This is a genomic window from Brucella tritici (assembly GCF_008932295.1).
GTDB lineage: Bacteria > Pseudomonadota > Alphaproteobacteria > Rhizobiales > Rhizobiaceae > Brucella > Brucella tritici.
This window is the reverse complement of record NZ_WBWA01000023.1, coordinates 19582-41283: the sequence shown is the minus strand read 5'-3', so window position 1 is coordinate 41283 and position 21702 is coordinate 19582. Positions and strand designations below refer to the sequence as shown.

Here is a 21702-nt window from a genome sequence, read left to right as displayed (position 1 = left end):
GGCCGGATATATGCGAGACGTGCGCTAGCTTATGTCTTGCTTCGTGTTTGCGTATTTTTTTAGCAGGCGAAGTTTGGGAAACGTCAAGAACGATTTTGGCGGATCGACCAGAGCCGACAATGCGCGCGCATAATCCAGCACCAGACCGGGCGTCCACGCCATGGATTCTGCGCGTTTGCGCATCAGTGCCGCTGCCCATAGCTCAGGATAAATGATCGCGCGCAACGCTGTCATTATTGGCCAGTTGTGGTCACGATAAACACCTTCCAGCGCTGCATCCAGAGCATCAGCGACTGCACTTGAGCAATTGCGGTTTGTGAGATTATAGGTGTTGTCTGCGCTGTAATGTTGCCAGAATGCATTCAATCGCGATGCGTCGATATTCTTGATCACCACCTGCACCGTCGATTGGCACCATTCGGCGGATTCTTCCTGATAGCTTGGCAGGAAACGTCCGGGCACATTGTTGTCTGCGGTGGCGCGTAATGTCCGGGTGAATTCGTCCGGCGATCGGTCGATCTCGACTGCCGGATAATGGCTGATATAGACGTGTGGGGCCATTTCCAGAGCCGCATGGCCTGTGGAAATGACGCCGTTTGTATCGACGGCTGCGATATATCGATTGATGGCCCTTTGATGAAGCGGGGTCATGACCTGACCTGTGGGAGTCCAGACATGGACGATCAGCTCGCTGCGATTGGCAGAATGGGCGAGGGAGCTGGAATCCGGCTTGTTCCATAAAGGATTTCTGTTGAAGATACTGCTGATCGATGCGCCTTCTTCCAGCCGTCGCACCCGTGTCGCAATGTTCAATATGCCAAGGCTGGTAAGGATCATGACGGCGCCGACATTGAAGGCAACTGTTCCGGCGTACCATGTTGGCCATGGCTGAAGCGTTGCAATGGCGATGCAAACTTCCGCAATGCCGCCCATCAACCCCAGCCGCCAGCGGGGATAGCGGACAACCCATGCACTGCCAATGCGCACACTGCCATCCACAAGGAAGCAGAACCCCAGCACCATCGCAAGCGTGAAGTGGCTGGCGGGGGTGGCGCTGAGGATCAGCAAGGCGACCGCGAACAACGCGATACCCTGCACGACACGCATTCGTCTCGCCGTTCCCTGACTGAACGCGGCAGCCAGGAGGCCGACAGCCGCCTCCGGCAGCAGGAAATAGCCAAAAAAGCGCGACGGAATGATCGTCTTTCCGTCCAGCGCATCTATAGCGATGAATGTGCCGAGGAGAAGCCAGACGCCGCCGGTAATGAGCAGTATTTTCCAGTGCCGCTGGATAATTTCGCGACCAAGGAGAATAAGAACGATGCGTATCATGCCTGGGGGTCTCCACTGGGTTTAAGCGTGCGCTTTACGATCAGGGCGAACACCATGAAAACGACGCAGACCATTCCCACAAAGGTCGGTAGGCCGTGCTGCATCACGTCCAGAAAACCGCCTGCCAGCATCGGTCCCACCAATGCGCCACCGCCCCAGAACAGCCCCATCGCCGCATAGACGCTGATAAGGTCCGCCCCACGGAACTGCGAGCCGATTATCGCGAGCATTGTCGTATAAATGCCAACGAAAATTCCGCCCCAGATGAACAATGCCGGGTAGGCCAGCCAGCTCACCGATAGAAGCAGGGGCCAGAGAAATGCCGTTATTGCGGAAACCGCCGTTAGGGCGATCATCAGTGTAACCCGGTTCATCTTGTCTGATAGCCAGCCGATGGGAAGCTGCAGCGCAATGGCACCGACCATGAGAACCGTGATCAGTTGTGCACCTTCGGTTTCGTTCCAGCCGAGCCGCATGGCATAAATGGCAAGGAAAGACAGTCCGGCTGTTTCAACTGCCGAATTGATTGCCGTTGTTCCCATGGCAATGGGCGACAGTCGCATCATACGCAAGAAATTTGAGTGTTTTTGTTGGGCCATTTCAATCTGTCGAAGTCCCGGCAGACTCATGATGACAAAGGCGAGGAGGGCGACGACCGCCCCGATTGCAAATGGCACCAGCCCTTCAAACCCCGTAAACGACAGGATCAGCGGGCCGCCGGCAAAACCCAGCGAGAGCGACGCCGTATAGGTCGCCATGATGCGTCCGCGATTTTTATTGTCGCTCAGCTCGCTGGCCCAGGTTTCCGTCAATACGAACAGAATTTCGGCAGAAATTCCCAGCAGGAAACGCAACGGAAACCAGAACCAGAAACTAGGCACCATTGGAAACAGGATCAGAAGCAACGCTGATGAAAGTAGCGCGGCCATGATGAGATATTTGGGCTTGTAGCGGATAGCCAGTCCCGAAAGGAAGGGGGCTATGCACAGGACGCCGAGCGCATGCATGGCGGCATTGGCACCGACAAGCGTTTCCGTCAGTCCGCTTTTGATAAGCATATGCGCCACCAGCGGAGCCGTCAGGCTGTAAGTGAGCCCGAAAATTGACGCTGTCGCAATTATGATGGCAAGGGAAAGGAGCGAACTTTTTTCACTTGAGCGTTGTGTTTCAACGCTGTCGACTTCTGCTTCCAGTCTCAATTCTTTGCCCCAACCCAAAAGAATAGAATCGATGATACCCCATTGTCCAATACACCGCTCTTCGTAATCAATTAGTAAAGCCGAAATTGCAAGAATTCTACATAGAGGCCTCCCCGAAAAGGGTAAAACGGTTTTCGGAGAAGACTTGTGCTGAAAAGAGATTTTAAAACATTGATCTATTTCATTCAGATCGGTCGTCACACTCTGTGTAACTTCGAATGAACGCCGCGATAAACCAGAGGACCTATATCCAATTCCCTTCTAGAGAACACGGTTTATTTACGCCCTTTATATAATGAGTTGCGCCAACGTATTTTTTGGGGGGCGTTCATGGCAACATTACTGGGGATGTCGATTTACGTATCATTCTTGGCATTTTGCCTTTTCGGGGCGCTTTTATATGCCTGCGGCTGGCTCCTTCTGAAGCTGCGGGGCCTGCGGGCGTTGAAAGATCCGACTTCGGTGCCCATTGGTGCCTTTGTCGGCACGATATCCACCGCATGGGCTTTGTCTCTCGGCTTCGTCGCGGCAGATGCATGGACACTCAATTCTCGAGCGGATCTCGCGACCAGCAACGAACGGTCTGCGATATTTCGAATGTTGGGGACTGCTCATCCCACGGTCCTGAACAATGAGAGACTTAAGAACGCAGTGGAAACCTATCGGAATCTGGTGGTGTCAGATGAATGGGGAGCCGACGACAATATCGTGCCTTCGCCCAAGGTGGAGAAGTCGCTTCTTGCCATTCGTTCCGTTGTCCAGACGGTGGCCAGCGACGGCACGCCCTCTCCGATCGTATCCCAGCTCATTCATGATTTTAACGAGCTTCAGAATGCGCGCAATGATCGCATCGCTATCGCTAATACGTCCATCGACCAATATAAATGGTATCTTGTACTGGCGCTGACATTCCTGACTATCGCCACTATTGCCTCGACCCATGCGGATCGGGTGCGGGCTGGGAGGCATGCCTTGCTACTTTATTCGGCAACGGCTTCGATCAGCCTGTGGATTCTTGCGATCCATGCCAATCCATATATCGGCACTGAAGAACTAAACCCCACGCTGTTATTTTCAAGTCAGCGTAACTGATCAGGTATGTTCTCATGCGGTCGTCGTGATAGAGGACCGCTGTTAAAAAGCTGCATGGGAACTTAAAAAGTGAACGTGGTCCAGCTCACGCATACTGCTGCGGAAGAGTTCCCTCTGTGCGCTTAGTATCTATAGCAGTCTTGACGCTCGCCCGCTGCGCCGTTTGGCGTTGTTGTAATAGTCGGAGGCTTGCTGCACGGAGCGATGACGCGATTGTTCCATGGCTTCAGGGAGCGCAATACCGCGATTGGCCGCTTCGGTGAGATAGCCGGAGCGCAGACCGTGCGCTGAAAACTCCCCCGGTTCCAACCCGGCCATTAGCGCGCGCCGTTTGACGATCCGGTTGATAGCGCTCGGTTCGAGCGCCCGCGCGGAAACGTTGCCCCATCGATCGACTTTTCGAAACACACTGCCCTTGTCAATCCTGGCTGCTTCCAGCCAGAGGGTGAGGGCTTCGACGGGGCGGCCGGTGAGATAGACAAATTCGTCCTGATCGGTACCACTGGTTTTGGTGCGACCGAGATGGATGCCGAGCGAGGGGAGGGGGGAGCCGTTCTCATCGGTGACAGGGACCTGTTTGACAAGCTGTTCCGTTCGCAAGCTGGCAACTTCGCTGCGCCGACGCCCACCAGCGGCAAAGGCCACCATCAGGATGGCCCGGTCGCGTATAGCGGTCAGTTCCTCACCTGAACAGGTCGCGAGCAGCTTGCCCAGAATATCGCCGGTAATCGCATTGGCACTCTTGCGGGCTCTGGGCCGGTTCAGGGCGCGGACGGCAAGGCGGATGGCTGATTTAACGGCCGGGGACGAGAACGCGCCTTCCAGCCCGCGCCAGCGGGTCAACGTCGACCAATTGGCCAGGCGGCGGCGGACGGTAGCCGGTGCATGTGGCCCCGACACGCGCAGAAAGCCTTGTTGGCGCAATTCCTCTTCCACGTCGGCCGGCATGCCGTGATCGGGTTCGATCTCGCGCTGCTGCGGCCGCCAGAGATGATGGGCAACGAATTTCAGCAACAGGGCTTCGGGCGCGGGGAAGGGCAGGGGGCTGCCGGTTGCAGCCATCGACCAGGCTTCGAGATAGGCCAGATCCGAAGTCAGCGCGCGCAGGGTGTTTTCGCCCATGCCTTCATTAACCAGGTGGCGCAGGGTTTCGATATCCTGATCGGTCAATAGCCCGGCGAGCCTGTCGCGGCGGTTCATCGGCAGAACAGCCGCTATCGTATCTAAAGTCTCAGTGCGTTTTTCAATCGAACCTGACGACGAGCTGCTCATTTCGGTAGTCCGTTCTCGTCATATACTTCATCGTGGTTCGAAGTCTGGTGCGTGTTTGCAGGCCTTCCCTTAAGCGCCAGCGCCCAGACTTCATCCCATGTGCCCTGGCCGTTCTGCGAAATTGGTACGATCGCGGCAATAGGATCGCCAGCTTGACAGATGACAACCTCGTCATCGCGCAAAACGAAGTCAATCAGTTCGTCAAATCGCTCCGCTGCCTCGGCAATGTCCACGAATACCTTCACCGCCACTGCCCTTACCAGACGCGCTCATGCAGAATCGCGTCGAACGCCAGATCCGTCGAGATGAAAGTGCAGTGCTCAAGCCGCGCCTGAGCGGCAAGAATCCGGTCCCACGGATCGCGATGCTCCCAATCAAAATTTGCTGCAAGTTCGGCATGCAGATCGGTGATGGCTAGTGTTTGCAGGCCGCTTTCCGTGACGGCTGCCCGCAGTTCCTGGGGCTTGAGATCAAGCTTGTTCAGGCGCATCTTGTTGTCCAGCTCATAGAACGTGACCGCACTGACGAGGATAGCATTTGCCTTGTCCTCGATCAGCGATCGTGCCTTCGTGGACAGGCGATCACTACCGATTGTCCACCAGTAGACGGCGTGGCTGTCGAGCAGGATTTTCATTGCGTGTTTTCGCTATTGTTGGATTTGCCTTGCCAGACGCCGGTATCATCATTCCAGTCTCCGGCATCGATCGCCGCCTGCTCTGCATCAACTGTATCGAACAGGTTGTCGGGCAGGCCACGATGGCGCAACAGGCCAAAAGGGCGCTTGCCACCGTCCGCTGCTGGACCGATGCGGGCGTAAACTTCGTTGCCACGCATGATGACGATCTCTTCGCCCTGGTTGGCGCGATCGAGGACTTCGGCGAAATTCTTGCGGGCTTCGCTGATCTTGTAGCTTGTCTGGGGCATCGGGACCTCCGAAATTGGTCGTACGCCATTGATACCATTGTTTTAAAGAACGTACAAGTGCCTCGTACATATAATATCCGATAACCTGTACTTATCGGATGTTAGAAGCCTAACCTAACAGCATCATCAGTGCCGGACATTAAGTATTCTCTGGTGTCCGTTTGGGAATATGTTTACCATGTTTTCAATGCGTTACGATCTCGATCATTTGCCTCAGAAGATCTTGCTGCAGCCGCTGGCGCGCGCCAGCGAAGCTTTGGCACGCCTCGACGAGCGCCTTGCCCACACGCCGGTCGGCACAGGGCTGGTTGAACGGTTGCATTTTGCCGATGCCTGCGCCTCGTTGTGGCTCGATGGCGAACTGGTCGAGATGGAAGATCTGGTCCTGCACGAGGCGGCGCGCGATATCCGCTCGCCCAGTCACGCCCTGACCATTGCCCGCGACGTGTTGCAGACAAGGCGACGGATTGCAGCGCAGGCGCCGGACTGGGCACTGAGCCCAAACGGTTTGCGTAGTCTCCGGGTTGGCGGGCAGGCTTGGCCTGTACCACATGGGGATGGCGGCATCGTCGCGGAAAGCGAAAACGGCGCGGTGCAAGATGCGGCGGTCGATCGGCAAGGCGGGGTGGGAAAGAAAAATCGTGGGGATGACGGGCTCGACCTGCCCGGTGTCGATCTCGACGCCATCGACGCGGTGCTGGCACGCTCCGAAGACGTTCTCGCCAAAGCGAGACAGCCGCAGCGTTTGTCAAAGCCGGAGACAGACCCGCTGATCCGCGATCCCGACTGGGATGAAGACGAACGGCTCAATGAATGGCGAACAGTGTTGCGAAAAGTCGGCGATCTGCCGCCGGTGCTGCAGGCCATCCTGGTGCTTGATGCCTGGAACGAGCTCGCGGTGTTGCAGCGGGCACCGTGGCTGGGCCGCCTGCTGGCAGCCTCGTTGCTTCGCCGCGAAGGGCTGACCACCCACGCGCATCTGCTGGCGTTCAATGTCGGCCTGAAAACCATCCGCGTTGAACGGCGGCGCCATCGCAATTTCGACACCCGGCTTCTCGCCAGTCTCGACGGGCTGATGGCTGGCGTTGAGCTCGGTTTCAGGGAGCATGACCGACTGCTGCTGGCGCGGCAGATGCTGGAGCGGCGGCTGACGGGCCGGCGCGCCTCGTCCAACCTGCCAGGGCTCATCGAGCTGGTGCTGGCGAGGCCCCTGGTTTCGGCCGGCATGATTGCCGCGGAACTCGACATCACGCCCCGCGCCGCCCTTCGCCTCGTCGAAGAGCTCAACCTGCGCGAAATGACCGGCAGGGGGCGGTTTCGGGCGTGGGGCGTGCTTTGAGCTTTCAGAACAGCATCGCGATAAATCATAATCACTGCGTGCCGAAAGGGCGATGTGATCCATCTATAGAAGAGGTCATCGATGGCATCGAAGACGACGTTGAATGCAAAAAACCTTGAAGCGCTTGGCGTGGAACGTCTGGCAGAGTTGTTGATCGAAATCAGCACCGGTAACGCCAATCACAAGCGCCGTCTTCGCATGGAACTCGTTGGCAATGCAAGCGGGGTGGAACTGGCAAGAGAAGTCCGTAAGCGCCTGGGTAGTATTGCGCGCGCAAAAAGCTGGATTGACTGGCAAAAGGTAAAATCGGTCAAAGCGGATCTGGAAGCGCAGCGGAAAACGATTGCTGAGAAAATCGCATTTTCTGATCCGGACGAAGCCTTTGAGCTGATCTGGCAGTTTCTGTTGCTTGCCGATCCGATATTCGAACGATCCCATGATGGCAGCGGTACACTGATTGAAAGTTTTCATGCAGCATGTGACGATGCCGGACGCATCGCGGCGCTGGCAAAGGTTTCGACGCAGCGTCTGGTCGACAAAATCGTCGCTGCTCTTCAGGATAATGGCTACGGTCAATATGACGGATTGATTGATGCAATGGCTCCCGTGCTCGGGGAGACGGGTCTCAGAAAACTTCAAAATGCGTTTGAACGCTGGGAAAAAGAACCAAAGTCTAGGCATGCCGAGGCAGACATGCAGCTTGTCGGCTGGAGCATGAATGGCCCTATTTACCGCGAAGAGCTTCATGCCAGAGGTCAGTCGATCACGGTAAAAGTTGCGCTTGAGCAAATAGCGGATGCGCTTGGCGATGTGGATCTTTATATTGCACAACAATCGGAGGCATCGAAGGCGTTTGCAACGGTCGCGACTGGAATAGCCAAGCGGCTGTTGTCAGAAGGACGGGCGGAAGAAGCGCTCAATGCGCTCGATAAAGCTGAATTCGACAATCGGCGTGAAATCTCGTCACAGTTGGAAGCCGTGCGCGCGGAAACCCTGGAAGCCCTCGGGCGCACAGATGAGGCGCAACAGTTTCGCTGGAATAGCTTTGAGCAGTCACTCAATGCTGAACTCTTGCGCGCATATTTACAGCGGCTTCCTGATTTTGATGACATGGAAGCCGAAGAGAAGGCATTCGATTATGTTCAGCACTTTCCGGATGCAAACCAGGCACTTTCTTTCTTCATTCGGTATCCATCGTTCCCCGAAGCATCAAAGCTCGTTCTGTGCCGCGCATCAGAAATGGACGGTGACCTGTATGAGCTCTTGTCGGCCGCCGCAGAGAAACTTGCGCAAAAGTTCCCCTTGTCGGCAAGCGTTCTTCTTCGGGCGATGATCGACTTCACGCTCGATGGTGGCCGGTCCAGCCGGTACAAGCACGCGGCGCGCCATTTGCTGGAATGTGGGGCATTGGCTCGTCATATAACCGATTACGGCGCAATGGTTCCGCACGATGTCTACATCGCAGGCCTACGAAAGATTCACGGACGAAAACACGGCTTTTGGGCCCTCTTCGATGAACCTCGATGACAGTCAACGCCTAACCTGGGAGCTTGGAAGCCTTCGGCAAGCAGGGTGCTCCGCTAGACGTTCGGCAGACGTCGCTAGGCGGGCTGTTGCGACGAAGCCAATGAGAGCTGATCGGAAGAGAGAAGCAGAAGGTAGACCAGGATTGCCGGACCGCAACGCGCCTTCATTCCGGCCGTTTGCCGATGGATTGCTCGCCAAAAGGATAACACGATGCCTATCGCGCAAAATGGCGCTGTCAGCTTGTGAACAGATTATCGTCACGACATGTCGAGACTGGGAGGGGAGGGCAGCGTTCCTTGCGCGCGAAAGCGGCCGCTCGCTTTGCGTGGTGAATACAATTCGAGTGACGATTGCTTCATGGAGCGCGCTCGCCTGTGCTTGATCTTGACGAGGGATAAGGCGTGATTTCCGACGCAGTGACGCTAAACTGACAGTGTTTAAAAGCTGAGGGAGGAATACCGATGCCGAGATTTCTGGCTGTTTATACGATCAATTCCGAAGACCTCGCATCCTTTCGACGCCTGTCAAAAGCAGAGCAGGATGCTGTCGATGCGAAGGGGATTGCGCAATGGATGGCATGGGAAGAACGCAATGCGGCAATCATCATTGATCGCGGCGGCATGGTGGGGAAGACAACGCGGGTGACAAAACATGGCATAACGGAAGCCAAGAATCCGTTTTGCGGTTATCTGGTGGTGGAAGCTGCAACAGCGGAGGCTGCGGCAAAGCTGTTTCAAGACCATCCGCACATCACGGTGTTTCCAGGCGACGGCGTCGATATCATGCCTTTTATGACGTGATTTACTGCGTCCATCCTCGACGGCCTAGCCGCATTGCACGCTGGAAATGGAACCAATCATGCGGGGCGTTGGGTCACTAATTGCACTAATAATGCAAAGGCTGCTCCATATTGGACGAGGTTTGCGGCGATTTCGATGATCGTTAGCGCACCTGCAAGCACCAAAGCATTTGTAGAAAACGAACACAGTATGAGAGAGACGGCGGCCAGTATCGAGCCTATCGTCATCATGCGACCTGCGCCGTAACGATCAATCCATTTGCCTGGCCAGGGAGCCAGGAACCCCGCTGCTAACAGGGCAACTGACAGCGCTCCGAAAATCCATTCGTTGGAAACGGAGAAGTCCCGCGCCATGGACGGCGCGAGAATGCTGAAGGAATAATATAAAGTGCCGTAACCGATATTCTGGGTCAGTCCGAGACCGGCAATGGCCGCAATGGGAAGCCGTTCAGCGTTCATACTGATTTCAACGAAACACGCTTTTCGAGTTTGGCCGCTTCTTCCTTGCGCTCGCTATAACGGTCTGTGAGGTGATCCGAGATGCCACGCGTCAGAAGTGTAAACTTCATTAGTTCTTCCATCACATCGACCACGCGATCATAGAAGGAAGAGGATTTCATCCGTCCCGCGTCGTCAAATTCCTGCCAGGCCTTTGCGACGGATGACTGGTTTGGAATGGTGATCATTCGCATCCAGCGCCCAAGAATGCGCATCTGATTGACAGCATTGAAGCTCTGCGATCCGCCTGAAACCTGCATCAATGCCAGAGTTCGGCCCTGCGTCGGACGAATTGCTCCTCCCGGCAAAGGAATCCAGTCGATCTGCGATTTCATGACAGCGCTCATGGCTCCATGACGTTCTGGACTGGTCCAGACTTGCCCTTCTGACCAAAGCATTGCCTCACGCAATTCCTGAACCTTCGGATGTTCTGCCGAACCGTCGTCTGGCAAGGGAAGACCATTGGCATGAAAGACACGCGTTTCGGCGCCCATTGCATCGAGAAGGCGCTGCGCTTCCAGCGTCAGAAACCGACTATAGGAACGATCACGAAGTGAGCCATAGAGCAAAAGGATACGAGGCTTATGCTTTGGAAAGTCGGCGCGTAGTGCATCCAGGTCGGGCAATGCGAAGGAATTCTGATCGAGGTTCGGCAGGTCCATGTCAGCGGGACTTTCTTTCATAGGTGATGACTTCTCCGTCCTCTTTGGTGAATGACGACACCGGGTTTTCCAGAATGTCGAGAACCAGTTCTGACGGACGGCACAGTCTGGTGCCAAGTGGCGTTTCCACGATTGGACGATTGATCAGGATAGGATGAGCCATCATGAAGTCGACCAGTTCATCATCGGTCCAGTTGGGATCGGACAATCCCAGTTCGGCATATGGTGTGCCTTTCTCGCGAAGGAGTTGGCGAGGCATCATCTGCATTGCTTGAAGCAATTCGACCAGTCGTTCTCGCGAAGGCGGATTTTGCACATATTCAATGACGACAGGCACTTCGCCGCTGGCACGGATCAAGGCCAATGTGTTGCGAGACGTGCCGCAGTTCGGATTGTGATAGATCGTAACTGACATCAGCGTTTTCCTGTTTCGGTGACTGGCTTTTGATTGGCACCGCGTTCGTACCAACCCTTGGAGCGGTTCACGATCCAGACGACCGAGAGCATGACGGGCACTTCAACAAGAACGCCAACCACTGTTGCGAGCGCTGCGCCAGATGAGAAGCCGAAAAGGCTGATTGCTGCTGCTACTGCCAGCTCGAAGAAGTTGGATGCGCCAATCAACGCTGAGGGACCGGCGACGCAATGTTGCTCGCCTGAAATGCGATTCAACAGATAAGCCAGGCCAGAGTTGAAATAGACCTGGATGAGGATCGGAACGGCCAGCATTGCAATGATCATGGGCTGTGCGATGATCTGCTCTCCTTGAAACCCGAATAGCAGAACAAGTGTCGCCAAAAGCGCAATCAGGGACAGCGGCTGTAGTGTCTTCAGCATTGCATCGAAAGCTCGTTCTCCACCGCTGGCGAGAATGCTTCTGCGCAGGATTTGCGCGATAATCACTGGAATGACGATATAGAGGACAACCGACAAAACGAGTGTGGCCCACGGGACAGTAATTGCCGACAGTCCGAGCAGTAGTCCGACGATAGGGGCAAATGCCACAACCATGATCGCATCGTTCAGTGCGACCTGTGACAGCGTGAAATGCGGCTCGCCCTTGGTCAGGTTGGACCAGACGAACACCATTGCTGTGCAAGGGGCGGCGGCCAGAATAATCAGTCCGGCAATGTAGGAGTCGATCTGGTCTGCAGGCAGATAAGGGCGAAACAGCCAGCCGATAAATAGCCAACCCAGAAGTGCCATAGAGAATGGTTTGACGGCCCAATTAATAAAGAGCGTGACGCCAATGCCGCGCCAGTGCTCAGTGACCTGTTTCAAGGCGCTGAAATCGATCTTCAGCAACATGGGGATGATCATGAGCCAGATGAGAATGGCGACCGGAATGTTGACTTTGGCGACTTCAGCAGATCCGATTGCATGGAATACTGTCGGAAAGAAATGGCCCAGAGTTATGCCTGCGACGATGCACAGAGCCACCCAGACAGTCAGATATCGTTCGAATGTGGACATCAATCCTTCTCCACATTCCAGGTTGCCTTGCTCAAAATTGAACGCACGACGTTATCCGTGCTCAAGCAGAGCACGCTATAAACCCTAGTTGTCATTGTATCAGTCCGCTTGGTGGAAGGCCGAATTCATCGGTCTAGTGTTATTGTGTAGTCGCTTTCGGTTCGCAACAGGGCGTCAGGCTTTGTATGAGAGGTGCGCAGAGTTCAGCACTGCCGCCGCAACAGTCCTTGATCATGAAAAGGGTCAGATCGCGAAAACGATCGAGGTCGGCGCGATAGATGATCGAACGGCTCTGACGTTCACCTTTTACAAGTCCAGCGCGAGATAAAGTCGCCAGATGCGCAGACATCGTATTCTGCGGCACATCCAGTATGCGCGCCAGTTCACCGGCAGGAGTGCCCGCAGGTTCGTTTTGCACCAACAGACGGAAAGTATCCAGTCGAGTCGGTTGTGCCAGAGCGGCAAAAGCGGTTATTGCTTCTTCATTTTCCATATATCCAGAATAATGGATATAAATAGTCTGTCAATAGGCAAAGCTGTTTCGACACATTGTCGCCAGTTCGTAAAATTGTCCGGCTGTCTAGCTCCCAAGTCGCCCGGAGGCGTATTGCGCAAGACCTGGGGAATTCACAATTGATAGTTGGTACAGCAGCATTCATACATTGGCAGCATTATTGATATGGATAGCCGCGGACCGCTGTTGAGAACCGCAGATTATATGACCAAGGAAGCATTTTTAGCGAAGCAGCCAGTCTGAGTTTACAGCAATGGAATTGGAGCCTTATTTGCTTTCTCCTTACATAAAGCGCATGATGATTATAACGACAGTAATTGAAACGGGTGCTGTCATTTGGGCTTCAAATGCCTGACCCGCAACAAAGGAGGACGAAATGTCTTCCATCGCGTTGAATTCTAGAAACATCACTATGATTTCGCGACTTCTAAGGGAGGCTCGCAAACCCGGCGACACACAAGATTTGCGCACTGATGCTGCACGTTATCTGACACGTCGATTTCAGGAGGGAACACGTGACGAAGGTCGGCTACAGATCGCCCTGACACAGTTTATCAAGAAACATCGAAGAATGGCAAAGGCCGCCGATCGTCGAGATGACGAAGGCGGCGCAGTAAAAAGCGAAAAGTAATGGCCCTTTCATTTCCAAATGATTGAGCCGATCTGCCGTCGCAATTCAGCCTCAGTTGCTTTGCTCAAATTTAAAGCGCATGGTGCATGTCTCGACAGCTTTTGAAACGGGCGCTGTCGGTTGCGAGTGCATACTCCAGCCCCAATACAAGGAGGACGAAATGTCTTCCAAAATTATCAAGCCCTACTTTGGGCCTACCGACTTTCGAATGATGCGTGAAATAATGCGACGCGCCGGCTATCGGCTTTACGATACCGCAGAAAACCGTGCCGCTCACATATCCGCAGCAAGGCTACTCATTCAGGAATTTCAATCTGGACGCTCACCATCGTGAGCGATGCCGCAGCTTTCTCGGCAACATGCCCGTGAGAACGTGGAAGTATCTCCAGCGGTGATTTGAACCATCACTGGATTGGTCCGGTATGAAAGAATTAGTTAATTCCTCAAAAACAGGAAGTTTTCAAAATGCCCCGTGGTCAGAAAAGAAGTAACCGAGAAATAAGAAAGCCAAAGAAAGATAAGACCAAGGAGAAAACTGCGTCAACAGATGTTGTTTCAAGTCGCTTTCCTACTCCTGCCAATGACTTGATCAAAACCAAACGGCATTAGTTATAGCTGTGTCTCTCACTTTGCTTGGTGAGGAGACACAGCCCCTATCGGGGGTACAATCATTCCAACGTCTACATTTAGTTCAATAGGCAATTTGTATTGCGAAGGAAAGAACCTCGGTTCTGTTGGCTACCGTATTTCCATACTCACGGAAGGTGAGAAGACGTTTACAAAGGGCGTCTTGTGGGCAAGCATGGATATACTCCGGCGAGCTTATCTAGGAGATCTTGTTCAGTTATCATCGGAAAAAGGCAACGGCTGGCTGAACGTAGATGTAAAGAACGTCGGAATACATGGAAATGCTGACTTCATTATAGTTGGAAAGCAGACGTTTTAGGACATCGCATACCAGTACTTAATAGACGTAGGAACCGAGCACCCACGCGACCAATCCGATGTCGATGCATATGATGAGAAATGCGATCAGATACACGCTCAATTTACGATCCAAAGATTTTTGGGCTGACATTTTATCCTCGCCAGATTGATCACGTGTCATTGAGACGATGCCAGCCCGGTAAGTACCTCGTGAAACAGGCCTCTCGATCCCCACTCGAAGTCGCCATATTTAGCCCGACGTCAGGAAACGCGGATTATCAGCCATGGGCCAACCTCAATCGGAGCCGTTTTCGAGGAGGCCATCGCAAGACCAAGGATTTTGCAGTGACCTGCGGGGCCGTATAGCCACCCTCATTCTCCCAGGCTTCCAGTTCTCTTTGATTGGATTGTGATAGCCGTTGGGCGCGGATTGCCAAAAGCATATCCAGCATCTGCACAGGATCATGGCTTCCGGCGCTGAAAATTTCACAAAGGTGTTTGGCGGCTTCCAGGCGAGTCTCTGGTTTTTCGCAACCCTCCAGCGAATATCCGGAACGTTGCAGGAAAGCACGTAGCGAAGGGAAATCTTCTGGGCCAAAGTAGGATAGACGTGAAGCGGAAGACATCGCGTGTCCCCCTTCATTTTGGGGCAGGTGATTATTCTCTCCCAACGACAGCGCCCATTTCAACTGCTGTGCATAATAAACAGTGCGCTTTTTCGACCTAAAGCGCAAGCAGACATTCGGGGGCGGCCCAAGCATGGATATCTTCACATTTTTGCCAACAGTTTCCACTAACCCGGAAAACGGCGATACCCTAGTGGTCGAACGGGGGGATCGCACCTCCTGAACTGATCCGCGATCCCTTCGAAGCGCCGCCGAACGAACTCGCGGAAGCAAGAGTTCCCAGGTAGGTAGAATTCGTGCAAGCTATTCAGATAAGAGTGGTATAATCCATTTCAACGCGCAATAAGGCGCGTTCGATCGTTGAAGATCGGATTTCATCATGAAAAATGCCCAATGGATAAATTCCGCTTTTGGCGGAGCGATAGTTGGTGCGATTGCAACAATGGCTGTTGGCTTTACCTTCGGCGGCTGGGTCACTGGAGGGACGTCAGAACGTCTAATCGCGTCCAATATGTCTGACGGTGTGGCACTCGCGCTTACCCCATACTGCCTGGAAAAATCGAAGAATGATCCCGAGGCCGTAAAGGTGATGGCCGAATACAAAGCCGCACCGGCCTATTCGCGCCGCACGCTTATCGAAAAGTCCGGCTGGGCCACGCCGTTGGGAGCGGAACAACCAAATGCTGCGCTCGCCACAGCATGTAGCAATGCGCTTACTAAAGCGCTTTAGCGCGAGTGCAAGCGTGCATTAACAGGAGGCTGAAATGAAAAAGGAGCGTTCATCCACATCGTCAGAACACAATCAACCTGTACGTCCGCGCCATGAAGAGGATCAGGCAGCCAGTACAGGCGACCTTAGAAATGCTCATCGGCAGATGAGCTCGCCCTCCCGGGATTGGACCAGGCTTGCAAACATCCTGCGGCGTGCGTGCGGTGGCTATTCCCGCTCGCGCACGGGACGTCATGGACCGAGAGGGGGGTAAACCAGATGAGCAATGATACAACCGCACTCGAACGCAAGGTTCTGGCTCACGAACAGATACTTCAGGTTCTGATCGGTCATCTGGCTGAGACCGAACCCAAGTTCCTGGATCGATTGAAGGCAGTGTTTACCCGTCATCACAATCTTGGAGTAAATGAGCAGGACTATATTGATACAGCTCAATATGCAGAGCAATTCATTCGTGAAATTGAGAAAATGCAGGAATACAAGGCAACAAGATAATCCTCGTTGGCTCATTGGAATTTAAGAAAGATGCGAAGGAAATTACTATCGCCTTTCGATCAATGCTGGAAGCATTATCTCGCTTAAATCCTGGACTTGCTTATCGCGCTCCGCACATGACGCTTGTATCGGCTATTCGGCAACATAAACGGATAGTCAATTAAAGGCGCCACTCCAAGAGCGCAGAGCGCAGTTTCGTCGATCAGAGCATATTGCCAACCCAAAAATGCGGAGTGTTGGTTGGTGGCCAGTATTCGAATGAAAAACGTGTGCCGACGGCCAATCGAACCAAGCGGCTCCTTTTTTATCTGCCATCCTCAAACAGGATGAAAACACCATCGTTTATGGTTCTTCTATTAAACCTAACAGCCTCATAGAAACGCCCGGGAGCACTTCAGCTCACCATCAATTGCTCCGGCAAACGATAAGACAGGAAATGTAATGATTGTAAATGTTGGAGCCGCAAGGCGCGAATGGGCAGATACGGCTACGATTTATAACGCAGCCCTCAAAGAATCTCATACGGAAACTACACCTAACGGTGGGCTGCAGATCAGTTTCGTAGCATGCGCCATTCACGGTCGAGACCGTGGTTCATCCCAGTATCGATATACCGTCATCCTTACATCAAGCGAGTTGGCGATCCTAACTGCACAAACTAAACTTGATTGAGCGAGACTGTGAGCCTCGAAGGAGCCGGCCACTAATTGGCATAAACGTTAAACGCTGGACTGATAGCAGGCTCAGTTCTTGCCGCATCGTTCCTGACTGGCAATCAGCACATCGCCGAATGGTCGGGCCAGCGGGTTATCTCCTTTCAAGACGAAAAACCATCAGCGATTTCGGCTGTCCGCCACGCGATCGTTGTATCCGAAAGTGGTGTTATACCTCCGTGGTGTCCACGATTTCCCGCCCGGTCGCGGCAACAATTTCCATTCGCTGTCCGAAATCCCGTCGGAGGGCGTTGTTGCAGGGATCACGGATGAGCTGATATGTTGGGCCAGTTTACCTTCTCAGGATACAGTTGATGCCGCATAAGTTTAATGCCAAGCGACGCGACAAGATACCCAAACAGATATTCAAGGTAACAAACTGGCCAGTCTATAATGAAAGCCTGCGTCGCCGTGGCGATTTGACCATATGGGCGAGTGAGGCGGCGTCATGTTTGTGGTTTGCGGCATGCCGGAAATCTCGCGGTGGCCAGCCCAAATACTCGGATCTGGCAATTACACTGTGCTTGACCTTGCGCGTTGTCTATCAACTACCACTGCGCCAGACCCAAGGTCTGATGCGCTCTGTCGCGCGGCTGATGGGGATTGATATTGCTGTGCCGGATTTTTCCACTTTGTCACGCCGTGGCAAAGGATTGGTATTGCCTTCAGCAAAGCATCACTCCACAAACAGGGAGCCGTTTCATCTGGTGATCGACAGCTCAGGATTAAAGATCTTCGGTGCAGGCGAATGGCTGGAAAACAAGCACAAAGTCAAAGTTAAACGCAAAAAGTGGCGCAAACTTCATCTCGGCCTCGATCTCGCCAGCGGCATGATTATCTGCTCCGATCTGACGACAGATGATGTTGGCGACCCGACAGCTTTGCCCGGCCTTCTGGACCAAGTGGATGGCCCCGTTGATACGTTCATTGCCGATGGTGCTTATGATGGAGCGCCAACCCATAATCTTCTGGTGGCACGCTTTGGGGTAAATGTGGACGTCATTATTCCTCCTCCTAAAACAGCAGTTTCAAGCCCGCAAGCCGCGCTCAATCCCTCAGTCCGAGATCGTCATATAGCCGAGATTAAAACCAACGGTCGGACAGCCTGGCAGCAATCATCCGGCTACAATCGGCGCAGCCGTGGTGAGACACAAATGGATCGATGGAAGACCGTGATCGGCCAAAAACTCCAAGCGAGAAACTTCGATAACCAGAAAACAGAGGCAAAGATCGGCGTCCGTGTTCTCAACCGGATGACTGAACTTGGTCGTCCAGAGTTCCAACGCATCGCACAAATATGCCCTGAGTAGGGTTCACTCGCCTGTTTTCTGATCCCTGCAACAAGGCCACCTGGAAGCTTTCTCCCAGTTAATTTCGAAGCCTGCATCGGCCAGCTCCCTTGCTACCGCCGCCCGCCCGCCGTCTTCCATTGGTTGATAAACTATACCAGCGAAATCCGACGGTAGCTCAACGTCACCGCGTGTGAGGGCGCAGACGTTTGACCGCCCGAGACGGTCGATGAAATAGCCCAATTCGAACATGACATTTTGACGAGCCCGGAATTTGAATGTTCCGTTCACTTGTCGACCTTCGTCATCAGGTGTTAGCAGTACGACAGCGAAGCCCACATCACCATGAGCTTCTATTTTTTCCATGACTGTGCGCCCGCGGTTGGCCTGCTCGTGAAGGATAATGTGTCATTAAGCATGGAATAAGGACCCCATTTGAGGGGTTATCGGCATCCAAACGGGACCCCTTGTTTAAAGGGTAACATGACCATCGATTTCAATCGGAGGTTTTCTATTGGATGCTTATTGTGGAGACTATTTCGAAGATACGGCGTCTGTCTCATGTGCAGGGCAAATCGATCAAGTCGATTTGCCGGGAATTGGGCATATCGCGCAAAGTTGTGCGGAAGGTTCTGCGCAGTGAAGAGACTGAGTTCAAATACGAGCGCAGCCGTCAACCACAGCCGAAGCTCGGTCCCTGGCGCGACCATCTCGATGGAATGCTGCTAGCTAATGAGTCGAAGGCCTCGCGCGAACGTTTGACGCTGATCCGGCTATTCGAGGATCTGCGCGATCTGGGTTACGAGGGTGGCTATGATACGGTCCGGCGTTATGCACGCTCATGGTCGAAGGCGCGTGGGGCGGTGACAGCGGAAGCCTATGTACCGCTTTATTACCCACCGGGCGAAGCCTACCAGTTTGACTGGAGCCACGGGATTATCGTTCTGGGCGGCGTGGCGACGACAGTGAAGGTTGCGCATGTCCGGCTCTGCCACAGCCGGATGATGTATGTGCGGGCCTATCCGCGCGAGACGCAGGAGATGGTCTTCGACGCGCATGATCGGGCGTTCGCCTTCTTCGGCGGGGCTTGCACACGCGGCATCTACGACAATATGAAGACCGCAGTGGAAACGGTCTTCGTCGGTAAAGAGCGGCAATACAATCGCCGCTTTCAGCAAATGTGCAGTCATTTCCTGGTCGAGCCGGTGGCCTGTACACCGGCGTCGGGCTGGGAGAAGGGTCAGGTCGAGAACCAGGTTAATCTGGTCCGGGAACGCTTCTTCACGCCGCGGCTGCGCTTCAAATCTTACGATGAGTTGAACGGCTGGCTGCTGGATAAATGCATCAGCTACGCGCGCGCTCATAAGCATGTCGATCAGACGGAGCGCACGATCTGGGAGGTGTTCGAAGAGGAGAAGGCCCATCTGGTTGGGTATCCCGGCAAGTTCGATGGCTTCCACGCGATACAGGCCTCGATCGGCAAAACCTGCCTCGTGCGTTTCGACAACAACAAATATTCGGTACTGTCGACGGCGGTCGGCCGCCCGGCCGAGATCCATGCTTATGCCGACCGCATCGTCATACGGCAAAATGGTGTCGAGATCGGCCAGCATGAACGCTGCTTCGGCCGTGGCGAGACGATTTATAATCCATGGCGTTATGTTCCGGTCCTGACGCGCAAGCCGGGAGCACTGAGGAACGGTGCACCATTCCTTGATTGGGTCCTGCCAGCCTCCATGGAGCATGTTCGGCGAAAGCTCAAGGCCATGCATGATGGGGACTGGCAGATGGTGTCGATCCTGGAATGTGTCGGTATCGACGGCCTTCCTGCAGTCGAAGCGGCCTGCCAGGAGGCGCTTGATCAAGGCGTGTTCTCCGCCGCTGTGATCATCAACATTCTGGCTCGCAAGCGAGACCCACAGCCCGCCGCCATTCTTTCCATCCCCGATGCGCTGCGCCTGACCCATGAGCCTCTGGCAGACTGCGCACGTTATGACAGCCTCAGGAGGGCAAGCTGATATGGAACGATCCCAAATCTTCGACATGATGAGCACGCTGAAGCTTTACGGCATGCGCAGCGCCTATGACGAGATCATGGCCTCTGGCATCAAGCGCCAGCACGAACCACCGCGCATTGTCGGCGACCTGTTGCAGTCGGAGATCGCCGAGAAACAGGCGCGCTCGATTAAATACCAGATCACCGTCGCAAAGCTGCCGCTGGCCAAGGACATCGACGACTTCGACTTTACCGACACGCCGGTCAACGAAGGACTGGTGCGCCAGCTCGCGAGCGGAGCTTTCCTTGCCGAGCAGCACAATATCGTTCTCGTTGGAGGAACTGGCACTGGAAAATCCCATTTGTCCATCGCACTTGCCCGTGCCTTGATCCGCAACGGCGCGCGCGGGCGCTTCTACAATGTCGTCGATCTCGTCAATCGTCTTGAAACGGAAGCGCGTAATGGTAAGCAGGGGCGTCTTGCCGACTTTATCACCAGGCTCGATTTCGTCATTATGGACGAGCTTGGCTATCTTCCGTTCGCCCAGGCCGGCGGACAGTTGCTGTTCCACCTCATCAGCAGGCTCTACGAGCGAACTTCAATCATCGTCACCACAAACCTGACGTTCGGCGAATGGCCGACTGTCTTCGGCGACGCAAAAATGACCGCCGCTCTGCTCGACCGGCTTACCCATCATTGCGAGATCGTTGAAACGGGAAATGAATCGTGGCGCTTCAAAAACCGCTCTCAAAGCTAAAGTCGAAGAACGCTAACGATCCGCGCGCGCGGACCCTGCACTAAATTGAAAGTTCCGGGCCCGCGCACGCTAAACGTTGCAACCTAAAGGAGGGGTACTTTTTGGACGCCGATTGACAATCGGCGCTTGCATAGCCTCTTGAAAAATGGTGCAAATTGTAAGATAGTGAGTAATTACTATCTTTGGAGCATTGCCGATGCCACGCTCGACCAACCTCTCAGCTCCGGAACGACGCAGGGTGACTGTCGAGACCGTCATCGATCTGGCGGCCGAACAAAACCCTGCGGACATTACGACCGGAGCGATCGCGCAGCGCATGGGTGTGACACAAGGCGCCCTGTTCAGGCACTTCCCATCGAAGGACGCCATTCTTCAGGCGGTTATGGAGTGGGTAGCGGAGCGCCTTCTGGCGCGCATCGACAAGGCCACGTCCGCGACGTCCTCTCCGATTGACGCACTGGAAGCGGCATTCTTCGCGCATATCGAGTTCATCGTGGAACATCCCGGTGTGCCCAGGATGCTGTTCGGCGAACTGCAGCGCGCGGAGCAGACCCTTGCCAAGCGAATGGCGCATACTTTGATCCAACGCTACGGCGAGCGTCTCGGGCGGCTCATCGCGGACGGCAAGGAGCAGGGTGAACTCGCCGACACGCTGGATGACAAGGCCGCCGTAGCGCTCTTTATCGGGGCGATCCAGGGTCTTGTCATGCAATCCCTGCTAGTTGGCGATGTTGTGCAGATACGTGCAATCGCTCCAGGTATTTTTGCGTTGTATCGGCGCGCTGTCGAGGTGCCGAGATGATCGATCGGCATTCCTCGGCGACGAAATCTCCCGTTCGCTCGATCAAGACGACGTCAGCGCGGCGCGTCACCCCCATAGCAGATCATTCAATGACGCAGATTTGC

The 21702-nt window shown here is 54.3% G+C and carries 22 protein-coding genes and 2 pseudogenes; 11 read left to right on the top strand and 13 right to left on the bottom strand.

Features of this window, described 5'->3' with window-relative positions; genetic code table 11:
- Window positions 1–24 precede the first annotated feature (24 nt).
- Window positions 25–1332: an HdeD family acid-resistance protein gene (locus tag F9K91_RS19475; RefSeq protein ID WP_167522235.1), complete on the bottom strand. Its 1308-nt coding sequence runs from the start codon at window positions 1330–1332 to the stop codon at window positions 25–27.
- Window positions 1329–2531: an MFS transporter gene (locus F9K91_RS19470; RefSeq protein ID WP_235913302.1), complete on the bottom strand. Its 1203-nt coding sequence runs from the start codon at window positions 2529–2531 to the stop codon at window positions 1329–1331. Before F9K91_RS19470 ends, F9K91_RS19475 begins: the two co-directional genes overlap by 4 nt.
- Before the next feature lie 330 nt (window positions 2532–2861).
- Between F9K91_RS19470 and F9K91_RS19465 the strand changes: the two genes are divergently transcribed.
- Complete coding sequence (locus F9K91_RS19465) at window positions 2862–3623, top strand: bestrophin-like domain (protein WP_151678506.1); 762 nt, start codon at window positions 2862–2864, stop codon at window positions 3621–3623.
- 129 nt (window positions 3624–3752) lie between these two features.
- On the opposite strand, the gene F9K91_RS19460 is transcribed toward F9K91_RS19465, so the two are convergent.
- The 4 genes from F9K91_RS19460 to F9K91_RS19445 are packed head-to-tail and all read right to left on the bottom strand — an operon-like array spanning window position 3753 to window position 5819.
- Complete coding sequence (locus F9K91_RS19460; protein WP_151654241.1) at window positions 3753–4895, bottom strand: site-specific integrase; 1143 nt, start codon at window positions 4893–4895, stop codon at window positions 3753–3755.
- A complete protein-coding gene (locus F9K91_RS19455) occupies window positions 4892–5146 on the bottom strand; it encodes a type II toxin-antitoxin system Phd/YefM family antitoxin (RefSeq protein ID WP_235913300.1) in 255 nt (84 codons plus the stop codon). Before F9K91_RS19455 ends, F9K91_RS19460 begins: the two co-directional genes overlap by 4 nt.
- Window positions 5147–5151: 5 nt before the next feature.
- Window positions 5152–5529, bottom strand: a complete 378-nt coding sequence (locus tag F9K91_RS19450; protein WP_006469785.1) for a type II toxin-antitoxin system VapC family toxin — start codon at window positions 5527–5529, stop codon at window positions 5152–5154.
- A complete protein-coding gene (locus F9K91_RS19445; protein WP_024897005.1) occupies window positions 5526–5819 on the bottom strand; it encodes a type II toxin-antitoxin system Phd/YefM family antitoxin in 294 nt (97 codons plus the stop codon). Before F9K91_RS19445 ends, F9K91_RS19450 begins: the two co-directional genes overlap by 4 nt.
- Window positions 5820–5997: 178 nt before the next feature.
- Between F9K91_RS19445 and F9K91_RS19440 the strand changes: the two genes are divergently transcribed.
- The 3 genes from F9K91_RS19440 to F9K91_RS19430 all read left to right on the top strand — a co-directional run bounded on the left by F9K91_RS19440 (window position 5998) and on the right by F9K91_RS19430 (window position 9485).
- The gene (locus tag F9K91_RS19440) at window positions 5998–7158 is read left to right on the top strand and encodes an RHE_PE00001 family protein (protein WP_151678505.1); all 1161 of its coding nucleotides are present in this window, start codon (window positions 5998–6000) and stop codon (window positions 7156–7158) included.
- An 81-nt stretch (window positions 7159–7239) separates the two neighbouring features.
- Entirely contained in the window at window positions 7240–8685 is a 1446-nt protein-coding gene (locus F9K91_RS19435; protein ID WP_151558367.1) for a DUF6880 family protein, read from the top strand.
- A gap of 461 nt (window positions 8686–9146) precedes the next feature.
- Window positions 9147–9485, top strand: coding sequence for a hypothetical protein (locus tag F9K91_RS19430; protein ID WP_151558365.1), 339 nt, complete (start codon window positions 9147–9149; stop codon window positions 9483–9485).
- A gap of 68 nt (window positions 9486–9553) precedes the next feature.
- Here F9K91_RS19430 and F9K91_RS19425 read toward each other — a convergent pair.
- From F9K91_RS19425 to F9K91_RS19405, 5 genes and pseudogenes are all read right to left on the bottom strand, one after another.
- Window positions 9554–9943: pseudogene (locus F9K91_RS19425) on the bottom strand (arsenite efflux MFS transporter ArsK); the annotation flags it as partial.
- The gene (gene arsH / locus F9K91_RS19420; RefSeq protein ID WP_151558363.1) at window positions 9940–10665 is read right to left on the bottom strand and encodes an arsenical resistance protein ArsH; all 726 of its coding nucleotides are present in this window, start codon (window positions 10663–10665) and stop codon (window positions 9940–9942) included. The gene arsH and the pseudogene F9K91_RS19425, both read right to left, overlap by 4 nt.
- Entirely contained in the window at window positions 10646–11059 is a 414-nt protein-coding gene (arsC, locus tag F9K91_RS19415) for an arsenate reductase (glutaredoxin) (RefSeq protein WP_151558361.1), read from the bottom strand. Before arsC ends, arsH begins: the two co-directional genes overlap by 20 nt.
- Entirely contained in the window at window positions 11059–12117 is a 1059-nt protein-coding gene (gene arsB, locus F9K91_RS19410) for an ACR3 family arsenite efflux transporter (RefSeq protein WP_151678504.1), read from the bottom strand. The genes arsC and arsB overlap by 1 nt, the downstream gene beginning before the upstream one ends.
- A gap of 139 nt (window positions 12118–12256) precedes the next feature.
- Entirely contained in the window at window positions 12257–12610 is a 354-nt protein-coding gene (locus tag F9K91_RS19405) for an ArsR/SmtB family transcription factor (protein ID WP_151558358.1), read from the bottom strand.
- Between the two features lie 397 nt (window positions 12611–13007).
- Between F9K91_RS19405 and F9K91_RS19400 the strand changes: the two genes are divergently transcribed.
- On the top strand, window positions 13008–13262 hold the full coding sequence (locus tag F9K91_RS19400) for a hypothetical protein (RefSeq protein ID WP_151678503.1): 255 nt from the start codon (window positions 13008–13010) through the stop codon (window positions 13260–13262).
- A 1205-nt stretch (window positions 13263–14467) separates the two neighbouring features.
- Here F9K91_RS19400 and F9K91_RS19395 read toward each other — a convergent pair.
- Window positions 14468–14950, bottom strand: coding sequence for a hypothetical protein (locus tag F9K91_RS19395; RefSeq protein ID WP_151678502.1), 483 nt, complete (start codon window positions 14948–14950; stop codon window positions 14468–14470).
- Between the two features lie 244 nt (window positions 14951–15194).
- Between F9K91_RS19395 and F9K91_RS19390 the strand changes: the two genes are divergently transcribed.
- The 3 genes from F9K91_RS19390 (at window position 15195) to F9K91_RS19375 (ending at window position 18063) form a co-directional block, all read left to right on the top strand.
- Window positions 15195–15545, top strand: coding sequence for a hypothetical protein (locus F9K91_RS19390; RefSeq protein WP_151558354.1), 351 nt, complete (start codon window positions 15195–15197; stop codon window positions 15543–15545).
- Between the two features lie 258 nt (window positions 15546–15803).
- Window positions 15804–16040, top strand: coding sequence for a hypothetical protein (locus tag F9K91_RS19380; RefSeq protein ID WP_151558350.1), 237 nt, complete (start codon window positions 15804–15806; stop codon window positions 16038–16040).
- A gap of 1027 nt (window positions 16041–17067) precedes the next feature.
- The gene (locus F9K91_RS19375) at window positions 17068–18063 is read left to right on the top strand and encodes an IS5 family transposase (RefSeq protein WP_151653749.1); all 996 of its coding nucleotides are present in this window, start codon (window positions 17068–17070) and stop codon (window positions 18061–18063) included.
- Between the two features lie 3 nt (window positions 18064–18066).
- Here the strand turns inward: F9K91_RS19375 and F9K91_RS19370 are convergent, their stop codons facing one another.
- Entirely contained in the window at window positions 18067–18444 is a 378-nt protein-coding gene (locus tag F9K91_RS19370; protein ID WP_268891690.1) for a nucleotide-binding protein, read from the bottom strand.
- Between the two features lie 116 nt (window positions 18445–18560).
- On the opposite strand from F9K91_RS19370, the pseudogene istA reads away from it, so the two are divergent.
- The 3 genes and pseudogenes from istA to F9K91_RS19355 all read left to right on the top strand — a co-directional run bounded on the left by istA (window position 18561) and on the right by F9K91_RS19355 (window position 21598).
- Window positions 18561–20129: pseudogene (gene istA, locus F9K91_RS19365) on the top strand (IS21 family transposase).
- Complete coding sequence (istB, locus tag F9K91_RS19360) at window positions 20062–20796, top strand: IS21-like element helper ATPase IstB (protein WP_151653755.1); 735 nt, start codon at window positions 20062–20064, stop codon at window positions 20794–20796. The pseudogene istA and the gene istB overlap by 68 nt, the downstream one beginning before the upstream one ends.
- A gap of 196 nt (window positions 20797–20992) precedes the next feature.
- A complete protein-coding gene (locus F9K91_RS19355) occupies window positions 20993–21598 on the top strand; it encodes a TetR/AcrR family transcriptional regulator (RefSeq protein ID WP_151558673.1) in 606 nt (201 codons plus the stop codon).
- Window positions 21599–21702: the final 104 nt, after the last annotated feature.

Coding starts and splice junctions, on each gene's coding strand:
- F9K91_RS19430 (WP_151558365.1), top strand. CDS start 9,147: ATGCCGAGATTTCTGGCTGTTTATACGATCAATTCCGAAGACCTCGCA.
- F9K91_RS19450 (WP_006469785.1), bottom strand. CDS start 5,529: ATGAAAATCCTGCTCGACAGCCACGCCGTCTACTGGTGGACAATCGGT.
- F9K91_RS19395 (WP_151678502.1), bottom strand. CDS start 14,950: ATGCTTGGGCCGCCCCCGAATGTCTGCTTGCGCTTTAGGTCGAAAAAG.
- F9K91_RS19465 (WP_151678506.1), top strand. CDS start 2,862: ATGGCAACATTACTGGGGATGTCGATTTACGTATCATTCTTGGCATTT.
- istB (WP_151653755.1), top strand. CDS start 20,062: ATGGAACGATCCCAAATCTTCGACATGATGAGCACGCTGAAGCTTTAC.
- F9K91_RS19375 (WP_151653749.1), top strand. CDS start 17,068: ATGCCGCATAAGTTTAATGCCAAGCGACGCGACAAGATACCCAAACAG.
- arsC (WP_151558361.1), bottom strand. CDS start 11,059: ATGTCAGTTACGATCTATCACAATCCGAACTGCGGCACGTCTCGCAAC.
- F9K91_RS19400 (WP_151678503.1), top strand. CDS start 13,008: ATGTCTTCCATCGCGTTGAATTCTAGAAACATCACTATGATTTCGCGA.
- F9K91_RS19405 (WP_151558358.1), bottom strand. CDS start 12,610: ATGGAAAATGAAGAAGCAATAACCGCTTTTGCCGCTCTGGCACAACCG.
- F9K91_RS19435 (WP_151558367.1), top strand. CDS start 7,240: ATGGCATCGAAGACGACGTTGAATGCAAAAAACCTTGAAGCGCTTGGC.
- F9K91_RS19355 (WP_151558673.1), top strand. CDS start 20,993: ATGCCACGCTCGACCAACCTCTCAGCTCCGGAACGACGCAGGGTGACT.
- F9K91_RS19440 (WP_151678505.1), top strand. CDS start 5,998: ATGTTTTCAATGCGTTACGATCTCGATCATTTGCCTCAGAAGATCTTG.
- F9K91_RS19475 (WP_167522235.1), bottom strand. CDS start 1,332: ATGATACGCATCGTTCTTATTCTCCTTGGTCGCGAAATTATCCAGCGG.
- F9K91_RS19460 (WP_151654241.1), bottom strand. CDS start 4,895: ATGAGCAGCTCGTCGTCAGGTTCGATTGAAAAACGCACTGAGACTTTA.
- F9K91_RS19380 (WP_151558350.1), top strand. CDS start 15,804: ATGAGCAATGATACAACCGCACTCGAACGCAAGGTTCTGGCTCACGAA.
- arsB (WP_151678504.1), bottom strand. CDS start 12,117: ATGTCCACATTCGAACGATATCTGACTGTCTGGGTGGCTCTGTGCATC.
- F9K91_RS19445 (WP_024897005.1), bottom strand. CDS start 5,819: ATGCCCCAGACAAGCTACAAGATCAGCGAAGCCCGCAAGAATTTCGCC.
- F9K91_RS19390 (WP_151558354.1), top strand. CDS start 15,195: ATGAAAAATGCCCAATGGATAAATTCCGCTTTTGGCGGAGCGATAGTT.
- arsH (WP_151558363.1), bottom strand. CDS start 10,665: ATGAAAGAAAGTCCCGCTGACATGGACCTGCCGAACCTCGATCAGAAT.